This is a genomic window from Paenibacillus tyrphae (assembly GCF_027925525.1).
Taxonomy (GTDB): domain Bacteria; phylum Bacillota; class Bacilli; order Paenibacillales; family NBRC-103111; genus Paenibacillus_G; species Paenibacillus_G tyrfis_B.
On the sequence record NZ_BSDJ01000021.1, the window covers coordinates 34,873 to 51,493 of the forward strand.

Annotated in this window: 15 protein-coding genes and 1 other annotated feature; all 15 genes read right to left on the minus strand. The window is 54.8% G+C overall.

The genetic code is table 11. From position 1 onward, the window contains the following. Positions 1 to 9: 9 nt before the first annotated feature. The 15 genes from QMG93_RS22850 to QMG93_RS22920 all read right to left on the minus strand — a co-directional run bounded on the left by QMG93_RS22850 (position 10) and on the right by QMG93_RS22920 (position 16,570). Positions 10 to 921 (minus strand): SDR family oxidoreductase, encoded by a 912-nt coding sequence (locus tag QMG93_RS22850; protein ID WP_281940586.1) that lies wholly within the window; start codon positions 919 to 921, stop codon positions 10 to 12. A 201-nt stretch (positions 922 to 1,122) separates the two neighbouring features. Beyond that, positions 1,123 to 4,203: an isoleucine--tRNA ligase gene (gene ileS, locus QMG93_RS22855; RefSeq protein ID WP_281940588.1), complete on the minus strand. Its 3,081-nt coding sequence runs from the start codon at positions 4,201 to 4,203 to the stop codon at positions 1,123 to 1,125. A 44-nt stretch (positions 4,204 to 4,247) separates the two neighbouring features. Further along, positions 4,248 to 4,503 (minus strand) — a binding site (T-box leader). Positions 4,504 to 4,596: 93 nt separating this feature from the next. Next, a complete protein-coding gene (locus QMG93_RS22860; protein WP_281940590.1) occupies positions 4,597 to 5,904 on the minus strand; it encodes an SMI1/KNR4 family protein in 1,308 nt (435 codons plus the stop codon). Between the two features lie 16 nt (positions 5,905 to 5,920). Then, the gene (locus QMG93_RS22865) at positions 5,921 to 6,616 is read right to left on the minus strand and encodes a DUF4274 domain-containing protein (RefSeq protein ID WP_281940592.1); all 696 of its coding nucleotides are present in this window, start codon (positions 6,614 to 6,616) and stop codon (positions 5,921 to 5,923) included. Between the two features lies 1 nt (position 6,617). Continuing rightward, positions 6,618 to 7,595: a phosphotransferase enzyme family protein gene (locus tag QMG93_RS22870; RefSeq protein ID WP_281940594.1), complete on the minus strand. Its 978-nt coding sequence runs from the start codon at positions 7,593 to 7,595 to the stop codon at positions 6,618 to 6,620. Positions 7,596 to 7,695: 100 nt separating this feature from the next. Then, the gene (locus QMG93_RS22875) at positions 7,696 to 8,250 is read right to left on the minus strand and encodes a hypothetical protein (protein ID WP_281940596.1); all 555 of its coding nucleotides are present in this window, start codon (positions 8,248 to 8,250) and stop codon (positions 7,696 to 7,698) included. A 173-nt stretch (positions 8,251 to 8,423) separates the two neighbouring features. Continuing rightward, positions 8,424 to 8,759, minus strand: coding sequence for an antibiotic biosynthesis monooxygenase family protein (locus QMG93_RS22880; RefSeq protein WP_281940598.1), 336 nt, complete (start codon positions 8,757 to 8,759; stop codon positions 8,424 to 8,426). Positions 8,760 to 8,821: 62 nt separating this feature from the next. Further along, a complete protein-coding gene (locus QMG93_RS22885; RefSeq protein ID WP_281940600.1) occupies positions 8,822 to 9,919 on the minus strand; it encodes a GerAB/ArcD/ProY family transporter in 1,098 nt (365 codons plus the stop codon). A gap of 116 nt (positions 9,920 to 10,035) precedes the next feature. Further along, positions 10,036 to 10,557 carry a GNAT family N-acetyltransferase gene (locus tag QMG93_RS22890; protein ID WP_281940602.1) on the minus strand — a complete coding sequence of 174 codons (522 nt, stop codon included), beginning with the start codon at positions 10,555 to 10,557 and terminating at the stop codon, positions 10,036 to 10,038. Between the two features lie 53 nt (positions 10,558 to 10,610). Beyond that, positions 10,611 to 11,726 (minus strand): GerAB/ArcD/ProY family transporter, encoded by a 1,116-nt coding sequence (locus tag QMG93_RS22895; protein ID WP_281940604.1) that lies wholly within the window; start codon positions 11,724 to 11,726, stop codon positions 10,611 to 10,613. 9 nt (positions 11,727 to 11,735) lie between these two features. Next, positions 11,736 to 12,830: a GerAB/ArcD/ProY family transporter gene (locus QMG93_RS22900; RefSeq protein ID WP_281940606.1), complete on the minus strand. Its 1,095-nt coding sequence runs from the start codon at positions 12,828 to 12,830 to the stop codon at positions 11,736 to 11,738. 39 nt (positions 12,831 to 12,869) lie between these two features. Further along, positions 12,870 to 13,103 carry a hypothetical protein gene (locus QMG93_RS22905; protein ID WP_281940609.1) on the minus strand — a complete coding sequence of 78 codons (234 nt, stop codon included), beginning with the start codon at positions 13,101 to 13,103 and terminating at the stop codon, positions 12,870 to 12,872. A gap of 15 nt (positions 13,104 to 13,118) precedes the next feature. After that, the gene (locus tag QMG93_RS22910; RefSeq protein WP_281940611.1) at positions 13,119 to 14,324 is read right to left on the minus strand and encodes a Ger(x)C family spore germination protein; all 1,206 of its coding nucleotides are present in this window, start codon (positions 14,322 to 14,324) and stop codon (positions 13,119 to 13,121) included. Further along, positions 14,321 to 15,958 (minus strand): spore germination protein, encoded by a 1,638-nt coding sequence (locus tag QMG93_RS22915; protein ID WP_281940613.1) that lies wholly within the window; start codon positions 15,956 to 15,958, stop codon positions 14,321 to 14,323. Before QMG93_RS22915 ends, QMG93_RS22910 begins: the two co-directional genes overlap by 4 nt. Before the next feature lie 237 nt (positions 15,959 to 16,195). Beyond that, positions 16,196 to 16,570: a hypothetical protein gene (locus QMG93_RS22920; protein ID WP_281940614.1), complete on the minus strand. Its 375-nt coding sequence runs from the start codon at positions 16,568 to 16,570 to the stop codon at positions 16,196 to 16,198. Positions 16,571 to 16,621 lie beyond the last annotated feature (51 nt).

Here is a 16,621-nt window from a genome sequence, read left to right on the forward strand (position 1 = left end):
TATAACCGATTAACGGTACCCGGTGACATCTGCCGGTTTTCCCGCGTCCTGCACCTCGACGATATACCGCCAGCAATCCGGCCGGGAGCCGTCCAGATCATGGAACCAGTACACTTGCGCAAGCTGGCCGCTCGACAAGGACTGGCCGTTCCACCGGGACACCTTCGGATCGGCCGCCAGCGCGGCAATGGCCCGGCCTACAAACCGCGGCGTTTCCGAGATCATGAAATGCGGTTCTTTCGAAGCGGCGTCGCGCCAGTTTTCTTCCTTCACCCCGAAATGCTCCAGCATGATTTCGGAGCGCATCCAGCCGGGAGTCACTGCCACCGCCGTACATTGGTGTGGCGCAAGCTCATGGGCCAAGGACCGGGCCATGCGAATGGCAGAAGTTTTGGCCAAATCGTAAAACAGCGACAGCCGGTAGTTTTGACGGTTGTATTCTTCCGTGCCGTCGGTCATTTCAACGACCAGTCCGTTGCCGCTGCGGATTAATAAGGGAAGCGCAAAATGGCTCGTAATGATATGCGTATCGACCGCCAGCCGCAGCATGCGCAGCCCTCCTTCGAGGGACTGCTCCCATACGGGCACGTTCCATTGCACCAAGTATTCGGAGCCCCAAATGTCGTTGACCAGGATGTCCAGTCGCCCCTGTTCCTGTTCTATTCGTGCGACCAGATCCCGGACCTGGTCCGGTTCAAGATGGTCCACTTGAACCGCGATTCCTTTGCCGCCCGCGCGATTGACAAGCTCGGCCGTCTCTTCGATCGTCTCGGGCCGGTTATACTCGGACCGTTTCGCCCGGGTCGTCCGGCCGGTGACATAAACCGTGGCTCCGGACGCTCCCAATTCAATTGCAATGCCTCGGCCTGCGCCGCGCGTAGCGCCGGCAACCAAAGCTACCTTTCCATGCAAAGATTTCATCGATGATTCCTCCTTAGTCGTTGAAATACTCCCTCATTGTAATCAAGAAAACCTGTCAACATACGTCATATATCAATTTTTTTCGCCACCAATAATTTGGGAGGCCCGCTAAAAAAGAAACGGCACAAAGCGTCAAGACGTCTCACATCTTGATGCTTCGTACCGTATATGTCCCCTCTGCTTCACGCAAAAGCAGCTTGATTATTCAATACGCAGGCCGATCGTGCGCTCTCCTAACGAAACGGATTCCATCCCGACTTCCTTGGCATAACGGACGCCAGACAGCAGCACGTTGTCCCGTAGCACATGATCGAACCGCTCCAGCGCTTCCTTGAGCTGCGGATCGACGTCGAGCACGAGCGCGACGCGCTTTTCGATCGGCAGTTCTAGCTTTTTACGGTAATCCTGAACGGCGCGGACGACCTCCCGGACAAGCCCTTCCTGCTCTAGCTCCTCCGTGATCGCCGTATTTAGAGCAACGGTGATTCCGTAGCCGGAAGCGGACGCGAAACCGGCTTTCGCTTGTTTGTCCACGAGCAGCTCGTCGAGCGTCAGATGAAGCGTTTCTTCGTCGACCGCCACCTCCAGGAAGCCCGCAGCGACAGCTTGCTTCGCTTCCGCGGCGGACAGCTGCTTCAGGTGGCTCTGCACCGGTCCGACAAATTTGCCGTATTTTTTGCCGGCCACTTTCAGGTTCAGCTTCAAGCTGAAGTCCACGAACCCGCTGTCGCTTTGCTCGATGCGGATATCTTTGACGTTGATCTCCTCTTTGACGATGTCCGCGTACCGGCTCAGATGGAAGTCCCGGTCCCACGAAACGACCAGCTCCGCCAGTGGCTGGCGGGTTTTGATCCCGGTTTCGTTGCGGACGCTGCGTGCCAGTTCGACGATTTGCCGCGCGGTTTCCATGTCCCGCTCAAGGATCGTATCCACCGCGGAATCGCTCGCCTTCGGGTAATCCGCGAGATGAACGCTTCCCACGCCGCCAAGATTGCCATAGATGTCTTCGGCGATAAGGGGCGCATAGGGCGCGATCATGGCGGCGAGCGTCAAGAGCGCTTCGCGGAGCGTCCGGTACGCGGACACTTTATCCTCGGTCATGCCGCTGGCCCAGAACCGGTCACGGGAGCGGCGGATATACCAGTTGCTCAGTTCGTCGATGAACGCCTCAATCTGTTTTGCCGGATTCAGGAAATCGTTGTCGTCCAGCCCCTTCACGACCTGACGCAAGGTGCTGTTCAGCCTCGACAAAATCCAGCGGTCCAGCTCGTTTGCGGAAGTCCGAGGCGGGTGTTCCTCCGGCTTATAGCCGTCGATCGCCGCATACAGTGCATAAAACGCATGTGCGTTATGGAGCGTGTCGATTACCTTCGATTTCGCTTCGGCGACGATTTGCTTGGAGAACCGCTTGCTGTTCCACGGCGCGCTGTCGGCCAGCAGCGCCCAGCGGAACGCGTCGGTGCCGAACTCTTCGATGATTTCCCAAGGATCGATGCCGTTGCCCTTGCTCTTGGACATCTTCTGCCCGTTCTCGTCCAACACGTGTCCGGTCGAAATGACGGCTTTGTAGGGCGACTGACCGTTGTAGAGCGTCGAGACGGCCAGCAGGCTGAAGAACCAGCCCCGCGTCTGATCGATCCCTTCGCAGATCATATCCGCCGGGTACTGCTCGCGGAACAGTTGCTCGTCGCCGAACGGGTAATGGTACTGCGCAAACGGCATCGAGCCGCTGTCGAACCAGACGTCGATCACTTCCGGGGTTCTCTCCATCGTGCCGCCGCAGGCACAGCGCAGCTTCACTTCGTCGACGTACGGCTTGTGCAGCTCCAGACTCTCGTCAAGCGGCTGAATCGCCCGCTCCCGCAGCTCTTTCCGGCTCCCCGGCGCATGATCTTGCCCGCAATCCTGACACAGCCAGACGTTCAGCGGCGTCCCCCAGTAGCGGTTGCGGCTGATATTCCAATCAACGAGCTCTTCGAGAAACTTGCCGAAACGCCCTTCGCGCAGGTGGGAAGGATACCAGTTGATGTTGCGGTTGTTCTCGATCAATTGGTCCTTGACCGCCGTCGTCCGGATGAACCAGCTTTCCATCGCATAATACAGCAGCGGCGATTTGCAGCGCCAACAGAACGGGTAGCTGTGCTCGTAACGCTCTTTGGAAAACAGCAGGCCGCGCTCGGACAAGCTTTTCACGATATCGACGTCGCAATCTTTGACGAAGCGCCCGGCGAATTCCGTCACCTGCTCGGTGTAGCGGCCGGCCAGATTCACGAGATTGACGTAATCCAGCTCGTGCTTGCGGGTCGTCCGGTAGTCGTCCTCCCCGTGCGCGGGAGCCGTATGAACGATACCGGTCCCGCTCGTATCGCTCACGTAGTCCGCATCGACGACGATATGCCCTTTGACCGGACGAACATAGCCAAAAGGCGGCTCGTAAGGGGTGCCGACGAACTCCGATCCTTTATGCACCGACACGATTTCGTAGTCCGCCTTGAACACGTCTCCGGCGAGCTTCTCCGCGACGACATACACTTCGCCGTTGTACCTTACCTTCGCATAGTCGATATCTTTATTCACGGCAAGCGCCACGTTGGACGGCAGCGTCCACGGAGTGGTCGTCCAAGCGAGGAAGATTTCGTTTCCGCGCTTGCTCCTGAATTTTACTGTGGCGCTCAAGTCCTTGACATCCTCATACCCTTGCGCCACTTCGTGCGAGCTGAGCGTCGTTTGACAGTCCGGACAGTACGGGCTGACCCGGTGGCCTTTATACAGCAAACCCTTGCCATGGATTACGGACAAAAGGTGCCAAACGCTCTCGATATACTCGTTGGTCAGCGTCACATACGGATGGTCCATGTCCGTCCAATATGCGATCGCCTCGGTCAGCTCCCGCCACTGCTTCTCGTATTCGAATACGCTGCTTTTGCATTTTTCCACAAATTCGGCCACGCCGTATTTCTCGATCTCCTGCTTGCCCGAGATGCCGAGCTGCTTCTCGACGCCCAGCTCGACCGGGAGACCGTGCGTGTCCCAGCCGGCTTTGCGGACGACGCGATAGCCGGACATCGTCTTGTAGCGGCAAATAAAATCTTTCACGACGCGCCCGAGCACATGCCCGATATGCGGCGAGCCATTAGCCGTCGGCGGCCCTTCGTAGAATACGAAATTCGGCCGTCCGGCCTGGTTCTCGATCGATTTACGGTGCGTTTCGTCCCGCTTCCATTGCTCCAGCACGCGAAGCTCGCGGACTCTCGCTTTTTCTTTCACGTCGACTTTTCTCACAGATCTCATCCTTTCTTTTTGAAAAACAAAAAAATCCCGCCCCGTAAAGGGACGAGATTTGCTCTCGCGCTACCACCCTTGTTCCGCAGCAATCATCATGAAACATGATTCCGCGGCACCTCTACGACGTACCATCATACGCGTCCCTTGTAACGGCGGGATCCCGGGGCTGCTTACTGAAGCTTCAGCATTCCTTCTCGGAGAGGATGTTCGGCTAATTCTTGAACGTTGGCTTTCAGCACAGGGCCAACTCTCTGGGGAACAAGGGATTAGCGTACTCGTTCTCGTCAACGAATTTAATAGGAAATTCAATTAGTACAGTTGTACACCAGTTTCAACCAAATGTCAACAGCCGAACAAATGGGACAGTACATTCGCCCTGCCCCTACCCCGTTACCGCCAATCGGCTAAATGCGCCGTTACCCGGCGAACCGCTTCCTTTTCTTTCTTCAGCACAGCTTCTCGCTCGGCCTTATCCAGCAGACGGATGATTTCACCGCGATCCGGCTCGCCCTCCGGAACTTCCCCTCTCGCGAACAGCTTCCCGAGTGCGGACAGCACTGTCTGCCGCATGGCCTCATGCCCGTCCAGCCAGCGGCGGATGTCCTCCCAATAGGGCGCGGAGGCCGCGAACAGTTCGTCCCATCCTCCGAACGGAAACGCGACGTGAGACTCCATCCACCGGATGACGTCCCGGCTGTGGAAATACCGCAGCAAACCATTGGCGCTGTAGCCATCAATTTTGCTGTTCTGCGCCTCCAGTTCCAGCCGGGCCAATACCCGTTCCAGCCCTTCGTTTCCCGGGAGGCAGCATGCCGACAAATACGCTCTGCTATGGTTCGACACTTCAACCGAAGGCCGGTCCGACCAGAGCATACGCACCCAATCTGCCGCCGCTTCGCCAACGGTTTCCCCTATGTACCCGAACAGCCGATCCCGGTTACCCCGGTACGTCTCCCGCTCCAGCCTGGACAGCCATGCCTCCAGCACGGCGGCTGGCTCATAGCGCGCAAGAGCTTCGCATACCCCCGCCTCCTCCGCTTCATGGAACGTAATATAGTCGATAAGCAGCGGCAGCTCCTTCGCCGCGTCTTCCAGCGTAAGCGTCAAATAGCGGTCCAGCCAAGCTTTCCATACCTTCGCGTTTGGCCCGTCGACATCCAGACCGTCCGGCCCACAAAACGGCTCATACGCGCTGTCCTCCGCGCCGATGAAGGCCAACTCCGTTACCCGCTCCACAAATTCGGTGAACGATGGGGCCAGCAGCAGAAACTCGCCTGTCTCATGTCCCCAGCTGATAACCGGCGGATCGTCCGGACAGCCTTCAAGATCAAGCAGCACATAGTCCCCGTTGCCGGCTACATGAAAAGCGAGATATCGCTTCTCCTCCTCCAGCTCGTCATCGCCGAAATACGGCCATTCGAACGTATCAACACTCCATGCCAGCTCCCCGGACGACTCAAAAGGAGCTAGCGTCTCCTTATCAAAATCCCAATAAATCGTAACTTTTCCGGCTCCTTCGGTGATGATCCGTCGCACGGTCGGCGGCAGCGCGATTCCGAGGCGCGCCTCCGTTTCCCGCACGCGTTGCTCGTCCGCTTCCGACTCGACGACCCATTCGCGCACCGTTGCGCCCTGCGCTTCGAGGCGTTTCAGCAGCGTGTCCCATCGAGCGATCCATGCTTTTATTCTCTCCCTCATGCTTCTGCTTCTCCTTTTATGTATTCTTCAAGTGCGGAAATCTCTCCAGCAAATGACGAATCAGCGCGATGTACTGCTGCTCGTACTCATCCTCGATCCTCTCGCGTTCCAGCCAATAGTCTCCGTCCGCAAGGTCATATATTTCGTAAGCCGTCGCTTCCCGGCACTCCGGGTGCCGCACAATCGCCTCGATCGGCTCCAAGTCGTCATCCCAGTTAAATTCCAGCACAAAAGCATGCAGAAGCTCTGGTGTATTCAACAGCTGCAGCCGGGCCAGGCGCTCCTCGTTCTCCGAATAGAGCAGAGAATCGACGAGCTCGCGTTCCGCCCCCGTCAGCGTTAACCGGAAGGCTCCTTTCGCGCCAAGCAGCAGATCGGCAATTTCCGGATGATGTCTCGCCTTAAACCAAGGCGTATGCGTAATGCCCTTCGGATGATCCAGTTCGATGCCATGCACGATCAGCAGCTCCACCGCCCGCTTATTGCCGAATTTGACCGCTTTTTCCAGCACCGTTAAGCCAAGCTTGTCTTCCAGCTGCGGATCGGCCCCCTTGGCGAGCAAAAACGCAAACATCTCCATCGGCGCCTTTTGCGTAATGATATAGTGCAGCGGAGTGCGGCCGAACTTGTCCGGCCTGTTCACATCGTCCGCTAGCGCTGCGGCTTCGAGCGCTGCCATCGACCTGTCTTTGATCGCTTCAAACAGTAGCACGTTATCCCCCTCCCAGTACCGGTTCGTCCTTTAAATAGTTTGCAAAGTAGCTTTTCACCACTTTGGGGATAAGATCGGATAGCGACGCATGCTCCACAGGGTTATGGGCGAGAAAAGCGAAGTTGCGCAGAATCGCCCAGACGAAAAACAGGTCCAGGCTCTTCGCGTCGATCTCCTGCAGCTGCCGTTCCTCCCGGTAGGCGGACAAAAATTCGCGCCGGTTCTCCGGCGAAAGATGCAGAAACGTTTCGGCCACGTCAAACAGGTAGAAGCCGAAGCCGCACGCGGAAAAGTCGATGGGTCTCGGAATGCCCTGATCGAAGACGTAATTGCTTTCGTGCAGATCCGAATGAATCAGTCCCCAGGTGGACTTGTCCACCGTTTGGCTCTGCAGCCCGGCGGCGATTTTATGCGCGGTCCGCTCCAGGCAAGCATATGCTTCGTCCGAAATGACGTTCAGCTCCGGCAGCCGCTTTAACGAAACGGGCAGTGACAAGACGTTGTCCGTATCATACACCGGCCGGGTGAACCCTGCGGGAGCGTTCCACTCCATCGCATGCCGATGCAACGCGGCCATGAGTTGGGCCAGGCTTCGAGCTTCCCCGGCTGTCGGCTCCCTGTCCAGAAGCTCGCCATTCACCCACCGATGCAGCGTGACGACGATGCTTTTCCCGGATGCGTTGACGACTGCCTCTACGGTCAGTTCGTTGTCCCGGTTTCTTACCGGAGAAGGCACCGTCAAGGTCGTATCCGCGGCTAACGCTTCGAGCCATAGCAGCTCCGATTCGACGGTCTTTTTGGAATGACTTCCCCTTGCAGCATAATGCAGCTTCATCAGATAGTTCACGCTTTCCTGCTTCGTCTTCACCTGAAAGGTCACATTATCGCTCTTCCCCAAGTAAACAAGCCGCTCCCCATGAACCGGGAATTGCTTTAAAGCTTCCCTCGCGATGCTCTCGTCGTCCCAATTGGCACCCATAACGAACCCTCCCAAAAGCTTCCATTCGTCTATCCTGCAAAAAAGAGGAGCCAGGCTCCTAAACGAAACCGACGCTCCTCTATGGACTAACTGGATTGGCCTACTCTGCTTTGACCGCTGCCGCTTCGGCTGCCGTTGGCACGGCGGCAAGCTCGAACGTCTGATTGCCGTTCACTTCAACGTTTTGAACCGCTCCGTTCGTATTCACCCAGCCTCTCGCAAGCAGCGAGGCTTTGCCCGAGTTGACGAAAATTCTCCCCAGATATACGCGCTCGCTGCACTGGAGATGGTTGCCAAAGTTAATATGGTACAGCCCTGTGGCATAGCCCTTCAGCGTAAAAGGCTTGCCGGGGATAATCGTGGAGCCGATCTCCTGGTAGGACGTGCCTTCCATCGTAAGCTTGGTGCCGTCCTGTTGATAGAAGGACACCGTAATATCGGCAGGCGTGCTGCCGGCATTGGATAATTGGAACGAAAAATCCAGAGACTTATCCGCGCTGCAATAATTGTTCGTCGGAATTTGGAAGGCGATTTCTTCAGGCAGCGGCGACTGCTGTCCCGCCGTTTGGGACGGTCCTTCCGCAATAGCGGGTGCCATGATCATCAGACTTAACGCCATCGTAGGCAGTAATACTTTTTTGAGCTTGCTTTTCATTTCCCGTACTCCTTTTGTCAAGTCATTCCTCTCTACTGTAAAGGAGCCCGCCCCGATTGTCCAGAGGGATTCCTTCCAGCATATGGGCAACAAAAAAAGCCTCCGGCGCCCCGTGTGGAGCTAAAGCCGAAGGCTTCGTTTCCGAATCGATAGAATGGACGGGAGCGGTCCCGTCACGCTTGCGCTTGCTGCCGATACGGCCCTTTGGACGTTTTCACTTCATAGTTTCCGTGGCTTGAGCTGACGATATGCTCCGGCTTCGGCTTGCCTCTTGCTTGCCGGTGACCTTCGAGATGAACCTCGCTGGTCTCCCATTTCTTCCACGCTTCCTCAGACTCCCAGCGAATCATCACAATGACCTCTTCGTCGCCTTTTCTCGCCTTCTTGACAAGTACGCTTAAATCGATAAAGCCTTCGGATTTTTCAATGGCACCCTCTCCGCTGAAGCGCTGAACGACCAGATCCGAGGTTCCCTCTTTCACGATAATCGTTTTCATTTCAATAAACATGGAATCACTCCCCTAGATAAACTTACCATATTTATAATATTGATAAAGATTATCATTGTCAATTAACTGGCCGTCCTCCGATACCGGTCGGTAGCCGCAACAAGCATCCAGAGCAACAACGGAAACACGACGGCAAAGCCTGCTCCGAATTTACCCATCCAATCGATCATTTTGTTGTTCGCGCGGAACGTCGGCTGATAAAAGCAATAAGACCCCACGAGCAGCAGCAAAAATACGATCAGATGCGGCCGATGGTCCCGCTTGCCCAGCATCCAGCTCGTGGAGTATACGCAGCAGTATGTAAAAGGAATCCACGTCAGGGCGATAAGTAAAAGATACAGCGCGAGAAACACAATTTCAAACCGTTCGATGAAAGGAAATTCGACCACCTTCAGCAAGCTGATCACCGGTTCGTTATATTGCGAGATCTCGTCCGGGCTGTAGAACACCAGGCAAGTAAAGTCCAACAGCAAGTAGACAAGCAAGGCCAGCGTATTGCCGGTAATCACCCCGATGGCCGCCCGGTTTTTCTTTAGCAGAAACGGATACAGCACAAACGTCATTTCAAAGCCTAAAAAAGTGAACACCATCTCCGGCGTACCCTTTAGCACCGGTCCCCACCCTTCCTTAAGCACGGGAAGCAGATGAAGCCACTCGGCGTCGCCAAGCACGTAGATAAAAATCAAAGGCATCCAGCAGCAGATCAAAACAACGAACTCCGCAAATCTGCCATGGACCCGGACTCCGCTGCGGGCAATGAACCAGAACGGAACGATCAGCAATACGACGAGCATAAGCTCCGCTGTTTGCGGCAGCAACCATGCTTTGACGTAGATCACCGTCCGGGAGAAAACGACGTACGAGAAGAAAGCAAAATAGAGAGCGACGACGATCGCGCCGGCCATCCCCGCCCATTTGCCCCAATAATTCGTCAGCAGATCAAGCAGCGTCCCGTCCGGGTAACGCTTCATGGCTTGGATGATAAACAAGCTGGCGGCCGTAATCAGAGCCCAGCCCAAGATGACCGATATCCAGTTGTCCGTCCCCGCGTACCGGGCCACATTCGCAGGAAACGGGAGAACGCCGATGCCAATTTCCGAGGTGAAAATGAGAAATATATATTGCCAAGTCGTAATTTCGTTAAAAGCATACTTTTTCATCCGCGAAGCCTCCGGGTTGGACGATCTTGATTACCATGCCCAACTAAAGAAAAAATATGCAGTAAAACCCGATTGTTCAGACTTTAGGCGGACACCAAGGTCCGGAATATATTCCTTCACCCGGCGCCATGCTCTTCATACTCCCGCTCCAGCATAGACATGACGATCAACGATTCGTACCCGCCGTTCGTGCGGATGCATTCCCGCAGCATTCCTTCAGCCTTAAAGCCCGACGATTCGTAAAGCTGCTTCGCTCTTGCGTTATGCTCCTTGGCATCCAGCCACAAGCGGTGCGCCCTCAAGTGCTTGAACGCATAGTTCTGAACGAACCGGATCGACGCTTTGCCGTACCCCCGCCCTTGATCGGCGATTGTGATACGGACCAGCTCGATGCAGCGGTTCGGACTCGTCAATCCGGCGAGAATAAGGTAACCGACAGGCCTGCCATCCAGCGTTTCAACGAGGAGATGCAGCTTATCGCTGCTGCGCATGGTTTCCCGGTGCTGCTCCGGGGTCCACGGAATGATAAATGGCGCATTCGCAGGATGCTGCTCTGTCGTTAATACAAACTCCAAGTCCTCTTCAGCGGTCTTACGAAATTGAAGCGAAGCGAAGCTTACCGGTACATTTGAGAGCATGTGCAGCCACCTTCCTTGGGATCCTGCTCTCATTATAACGAATCGTCCGCGCTTTACCTACCATTTTTTGTATAACGTTTCGACTTTCTGCCCCGAACTGCCGCCACCAGCAGCAGAAGCGCAGGCCACAAGGCAAACGTCAGAGAAAATAACGGCCACACCTTAAAATCCCATGTCTGCTCGTAGCTCACATTCGGATAAATGAGCAGCGCAAAAGGAACGAGGCACAGGCCCATCGGCAAATTGAGCGATTGGTATTCGTCCACCCGAATCATCTGGGCCAAGCCCGTTACGGCCGCGTAATAGCAGACTACCGCTTGATAAAATATCGCCAGCAGCCACAACAGGACAAGCAGCGCTTCGATGCGTTCAAAGAAATGGCCGATATTGATTTTCATCGTCAGGCTATAGGTAGGATATATCTCGATGGCCGTCCGGTCGGGTCCTAACACCATGACCGTCAATGCGGTTACGGCCGTCAAAATCGCGCCCGAGCTTATAACGGAGGTATATAGCGCTTTACCGCACGCTTTAGGTCGGGCCACATGCTTGGGATAGATCATCAGCAGCGAAATCCACGGGAAGTAGGCGAAACTCGTAAACGTAAACGAAGCCCGCGCAAGCGTTCCGGGTCCCGATTCCAGAACCGGCATCAAGTTCCCGGTCTGGGCTTCCGGCAGCAGCGATAACATGACAACGACAAGCGCGGACATAAAGATCAAAAAAGACGCCTCCGCAGAGCGGACTAAAGCCCCAAGCCCCAGATGCGTCCCGTACATCATGACAGCGACATAAAGGATCATCAGAACCGGCCGGGGGGTGTCAACGAAAAGATTGGTCGTCAGGAAGTTGCCGACATACCAGATTAAAGCTGCTGCAGAGTAAAAGTTGAAATAGAAGTAGACGAGCATAAAGACACGGCCTGCCATTTTTCCAAGCAGATAGGTGCCAAGCTCCGCCAAAGTCTTGTCCGGGAATCGTCCCGCCAAGGCATTATACAGCGCGACGAGCGCCAGCCCTCCCAAGGTGCCCAAAGCGGCGCCCAGCCAGGCATCCTGCTTCAGCTCATCGGCCATTCCCGATGAAATGACGAGCAGCGTGGAGCCAAGCGAGAACAAGATCGTCAGGACTGTAAATTGATATACCGATAGTTGCCGTTGACCGTCCATTCCTTCACCTCATCTCTTCCCGGGCGACCTGCGCAGCCAGGCCGCTCCAAGCATTAGCAAAGGGAGAAACAATCCGAAGGTGAGCGTGTAAGGAGTCCAGAACTTCGTCGCAAAATGGTCAAAATACGGCCGGTTCGGAACGAACACCAGAGCCAGCACAAAGCTAATCATCCCAAGCGGCAGCGTGACCGGACGGTATCTCGGCAGCTTCACGATCTGCGCTATTCCATAGGAAGCCGCATAAAAGCAGACGGAAATTTTGACAAAAACGGTAATGAACCAAATAAACGCCATAATGGCTTCGATCCGTTCCAAAAACTTGCCGACAGCAACCTTCTGCGCCAGCACATAGCTCGGATAGGCTAACAAAGCGGTCATATCGCTGCCCATCACAAGAATGGATACTGTGGAAAATACAGTAAGAATGATCGTGCCGGCAACCAAGCCCGTCATAAAAGCTTTCGCCCCTCGGCCCGGGTTGCGGACGAAAGGAAACAGCATGAGCAGAATGACGCTTTCCTCCAAATTCCCGAAAAATCTTAAATTCCCTTCGATAATCGGTTTTATCCCTTCGTTCAACACCGGCTGGGCATTCTCCGGCCTGATCTGCGGGGAAATAAACAAGATCAGAATCAGGTAAAGCAGCACAAACGAAGGAAACACCAACTCGGACGAGCGAACCAGCGTAACCGCCCCCTGCCGCACGCCTAATACGATGACGCCGGTGAAAAGCAGAATGACGACCTCAATCGGAGTCTCCGGCATCATTTGTGTCGTGATAAAGTCCCCGATTTCATACAGCATGAGGGAAATATCGACCAGAATAAAACTGATGAAGAAGCAAGCAGCCGCCGTTCCCGCCCATCGGCCCAGGACGGAGCGGCATAGATCGATTAGCGTCGACGGAAAGTGGCGTTTGGCCAGCGTCGTGTACAGCCATGCGATCGCCAAGCCCTCGGCGCATCCGAGAACGGCTGCCAGCCAGGCATCCTGTCTGGCGGAGGAAGCCAGCCACGAAGGCACGTACAACAGCGCATCCCCGACAACAAATAAAATCACAAGCAGCGTAAATTGATGAGTATCGATCTTGTCGTTATCGAACATACGATTCCACCTGCCATTTCCTCGACAGACGATTTGAGCTTAAGCCGAGCTTCCGTAGATGAGGTTGCTCAGCGGCTTATACAGCGCGGAGATCCAGTCCAGCGGATTGGGGATGTTGAGCCGCAGCGCTTCCGCCACACCCAGACTTGTTCCGACGAGGCACAGCAGGAAGAACGTCCACAGCTCTCTCTTCAGCTTCCGCTCCATCAAGGAACGCCATTCGATAGCAATAATCGCAGCTGCGGCCAATAAGACGAGCAGCACCTTCAACATGACGAACGTCCCTCCTTATTTCATTTTGTCGATGAACGATTGTCCCACCTTGCCCGTTCTGCGCAGCTTGACGTCGATTCGGGTATCCACTTTGGCGCTCATGAAATACCGGTCCCAATCGTCCTTCAACCGATTCCAGTTCCGGGGATCGTAGCGGTGAATCGCCTCGCCGAATCCGAAGATGTCGGATCGGCTGCTCTGCCGGGCTTTGCGGACGGCCTGCCGGATGAAGCCTTCGATTTTCCGCTCCGCCTGGCGTTCCAACGCATAGATTGTCTCCGACTTGGACAAATCTTCCCTGCACGAGATTTCTCCGATATTGCCCTCCATCGCGATACCCACGGTAATTACCGGTTCCCCGCCGGGCGCCTTTCCTGTTAAGCGCGTGCTGCTGCGAAGAACTTCGACCACCGCCTTTCCTCCCGAATCGCACGGCACTTCAAAGACCGAGGCATTGACACGGTTGGTAATATAACTGAAGCCCCGGCTTTCATCCTCGTTCAGCCAGCCGACCAGCTTGTCGTTTTTGAACACCCCAATGCTGGAAAACCGGAAAAAGCTTGGAGGGTCGACTCTTTTTAAATTTGCATCCGTCTGGCCTTTCTGAGGATCCCCGTTCAATTGCAGCCCGGTCATCACGCCTTCCTTGCCTGCTTTCATTAGATCCGTAATAAACTCGTCCAACGTAATGGCAACGGTAGGAGCCCAGTTTTTTTCAGAAATTTCCAAGTTTTTCAACAAGGCGGTAGCAGGCGACTGCTCGATCGGCACGATCTGGCTCATCACTTCCCTGGCTTCGACCCCTTTGGTCACGACAAGGAAAAAATCCGGCCGAATTTCATGATCGCGCACAAACAGATCAAGGATGTCCCGAAGTCCTTCTTGCGCAAGCGTTTCGTTAAATACAAGAACCCGGATATGAGAAAAATACAGCTTGCGGGGAAGCTTGGTCGTCAAACGGCGAAAGCCTTCAAAGACCGAATCCGCCTTTATATACTGCGTCGTCACCGGCAAACTCGAGCCGCCCCCGCCTCCCGGAGCTTCACTCCCCGCTTGCCCCATGTTGAGCACTTGGAGCGACAGCAAGTATTGGTTATCGATCTTGTCGATGCCAATGCCTGTAACGATCGCCAGCTCGTTCAGCTCGCGGCGGCTCCAGCAGCCCGTGGTCAGGACGAGCAGCAGGCATAAAACGCAAACCACCGACACGTTACGCTTCATGGGTTACCTCTCTTGCCCTCCCGCTGATGATCTGCATTCGGCTCAGACGGGACCGTATTTTGCCGAACCGGATTCGGACTCTGCATCAGGACCGGCCGTTTTCGCATCGCAGACAACGGGAACCGGAATATCGCGTCTTTCTTGTCGCTTGGAATATACGGGGCAAAAGGCGCCATATATGGAACTCCGAACGAACGCAGACTGCACAAATGCAGGTTAAGCACAATCAGTCCGATAAACACGCCGAAAAGGCCGAAGGATGCGGCCAATCCCATCAAGGCGAAGCGCAAAATCCGGATCGGAATGGACATCGCGAACGAAGGAAAGGCAAAGCTGGCAATGGCCGTTATCGACACGACGATGACCATCGCCGGGGATACCAGACCGGCCCTGACCGACGCCTCCCCTAGCACAAGCGCCCCTACGATGGAAATCGCAGGGCCGATCGCTCTGGGCATCCGGATGCCCGCCTCGCGGAGAAGCTCGAACGTAAACTCCATCAGGAAAGCTTCGATAGCCGCCGGAAACGGCACCCTTTCCCGCTGTGTCGCGATACTCGTCATCAGTGTGGTCGGCAGCATCTCTTGATGAAAGGTGGTGACGGAAATAAATAAAGCGGGAGCGAGCAGCGCAATCATCAGGGAAATGTATCGGAGAATGCGAATAATCCCGTAATCCGACCGGTGATAGTAATCTTCGGGAGACTGAAAAAATTGGGCGAATACGACCGGCACGACCAGAACGAACGGCGTCCCGTCCACAACGATCGCCACCCGGCCCTCCAAAAGATTCGCTGCGACCGAGTCGGGGCGTTCCGTATTATACATCGTCGGAAACGGGGTAATCGTTTTCTCTTGAATCAGCTCTTCGATATTCCCGCTCTCAAAAATACCGTCGATATCAATGCGGTCCAGCCTGCTGCGCACTTCCTCAACCGTGCTGTCGTTGGCAATACCCTTGATGTACATCAAAGTGACTTTCGTCTTCGTCACGCGGCCGATCGACCGGGTCTCCAGCCACAGCTTCGGGTCTTTGATTTTGCGCCGGATTAAGGCAATGTTGGTACCCAGACATTCCGAGAACGATTCCCGGGGCCCGCGCACAACGGATTGCACGGATGCCTCTTGGACGCCGCGGTCTTCCCAACCCTTTGTATCGGCGGACAGCCCTTTGGCGAACCCGTCGATCAGAATGATCATATTGCCGGACAGCAGATTATCGAACAGCGCGTTAAAATTGTCGATTTCCGTTACCGAACTGAGCGTTAAGGTAAAATTTTCAAGCATTTGCAGCGGAGTCCCTGGGCTCTCCGCCCCATGCAAATCCCGGAACAGCGCCGGATCGCGGGCATGCAGCATGAACGACTCCAGAAACCGGGTAATGATTTCTTTGTCCGTCAGCCCGTCGGTATGTATGACCGCCGCCTTCGTCGTACCTGAAGCTCCGATGCGAATCGTCCGTATGATTAGATCCGGGCTGTTTCCCGTCGTCACCCGAATGTGTTCTAAATTAAGCTCCATGTCCGGGCTTAACGGCACGGCTTCCTGTGGAGTAGAGCAGGCTCCATTGGCCTCCCATTTTCCAGCGGCGCTGCGTTCGGACCTTCCGGCTCTGGTTAATTTGAAGAAACGCATCCTCCGTCACCTGCAATTGGTATGTGGCTCTGGTTCTACTGATACATTGCTCAAATTTGGTAAAATGTATTCATTTGGCCGATGGAACCGAATAAACGTTCTCTTGCCGCGAACTTCCAAAATACGGTACACTAAGTTCTAGTGGTTCGAATGATCGAATGGTCCGTCGAGCCATCAAAAAAAGGCCTGTGGGAAAGCATCCCCGGCCTTTTTTTCGTTATTATATGTCCAGCAGTTCTATGCCTTGACCGACAGCTTCCGCAGCAGAACCTCTCCTTCAGTCTTGAACGTTTGATTCGCCTCCAGAAACGCCTCGACTTCGTTCAGCTTCGCAGGCCGGTACCCCGGTCCATTGCATCCGCAGGAATGATAGCTGAAGCCGTGAGCATAGAGGATCTCGACTTTTTTCCACTGCCTAGTATCCTTCTGCTTTGGCGCTTGAAAGTCGTGTCCCATATTATTCATGACTTCCCCGCATTGTGGACATTTGTATTGTCTGTTCGCCACTTCGATTTTGCTCAGTTCATAATCGGACGTCTGCTTGAACACTTTGCGGCACGAAAAGCAAGCGTAAATATTTTTGTACGGGCCATACATTGCATAGCGGCACATCGCCATCTCACCTCCAGTAACTTCGTTTCCATTTTACCGTTTCCAGGAAAC

What these genes read in the sequence shown, in the direction of transcription:
- QMG93_RS22920 (WP_281940614.1), bottom strand. Translation starts at nt 16,570, where the DNA reads ATGTGCCGCTATGCAATGTATGGCCCGTACAAAAATATTTACGCTTGC.
- QMG93_RS22890 (WP_281940602.1), bottom strand. Translation starts at nt 10,557, where the DNA reads ATGCTCTCAAATGTACCGGTAAGCTTCGCTTCGCTTCAATTTCGTAAG.
- QMG93_RS22895 (WP_281940604.1), bottom strand. Translation starts at nt 11,726, where the DNA reads ATGGACGGTCAACGGCAACTATCGGTATATCAATTTACAGTCCTGACG.
- QMG93_RS22860 (WP_281940590.1), bottom strand. Translation starts at nt 5,904, where the DNA reads ATGAGGGAGAGAATAAAAGCATGGATCGCTCGATGGGACACGCTGCTG.
- QMG93_RS22870 (WP_281940594.1), bottom strand. Translation starts at nt 7,595, where the DNA reads ATGGGTGCCAATTGGGACGACGAGAGCATCGCGAGGGAAGCTTTAAAG.
- QMG93_RS22885 (WP_281940600.1), bottom strand. Translation starts at nt 9,919, where the DNA reads ATGAAAAAGTATGCTTTTAACGAAATTACGACTTGGCAATATATATTT.
- QMG93_RS22850 (WP_281940586.1), bottom strand. Translation starts at nt 921, where the DNA reads ATGAAATCTTTGCATGGAAAGGTAGCTTTGGTTGCCGGCGCTACGCGC.
- QMG93_RS22900 (WP_281940606.1), bottom strand. Translation starts at nt 12,830, where the DNA reads ATGTTCGATAACGACAAGATCGATACTCATCAATTTACGCTGCTTGTG.
- QMG93_RS22910 (WP_281940611.1), bottom strand. Translation starts at nt 14,324, where the DNA reads ATGAAGCGTAACGTGTCGGTGGTTTGCGTTTTATGCCTGCTGCTCGTC.
- QMG93_RS22880 (WP_281940598.1), bottom strand. Translation starts at nt 8,759, where the DNA reads ATGTTTATTGAAATGAAAACGATTATCGTGAAAGAGGGAACCTCGGAT.
- QMG93_RS22875 (WP_281940596.1), bottom strand. Translation starts at nt 8,250, where the DNA reads ATGAAAAGCAAGCTCAAAAAAGTATTACTGCCTACGATGGCGTTAAGT.
- QMG93_RS22915 (WP_281940613.1), bottom strand. Translation starts at nt 15,958, where the DNA reads ATGCGTTTCTTCAAATTAACCAGAGCCGGAAGGTCCGAACGCAGCGCC.
- QMG93_RS22905 (WP_281940609.1), bottom strand. Translation starts at nt 13,103, where the DNA reads ATGTTGAAGGTGCTGCTCGTCTTATTGGCCGCAGCTGCGATTATTGCT.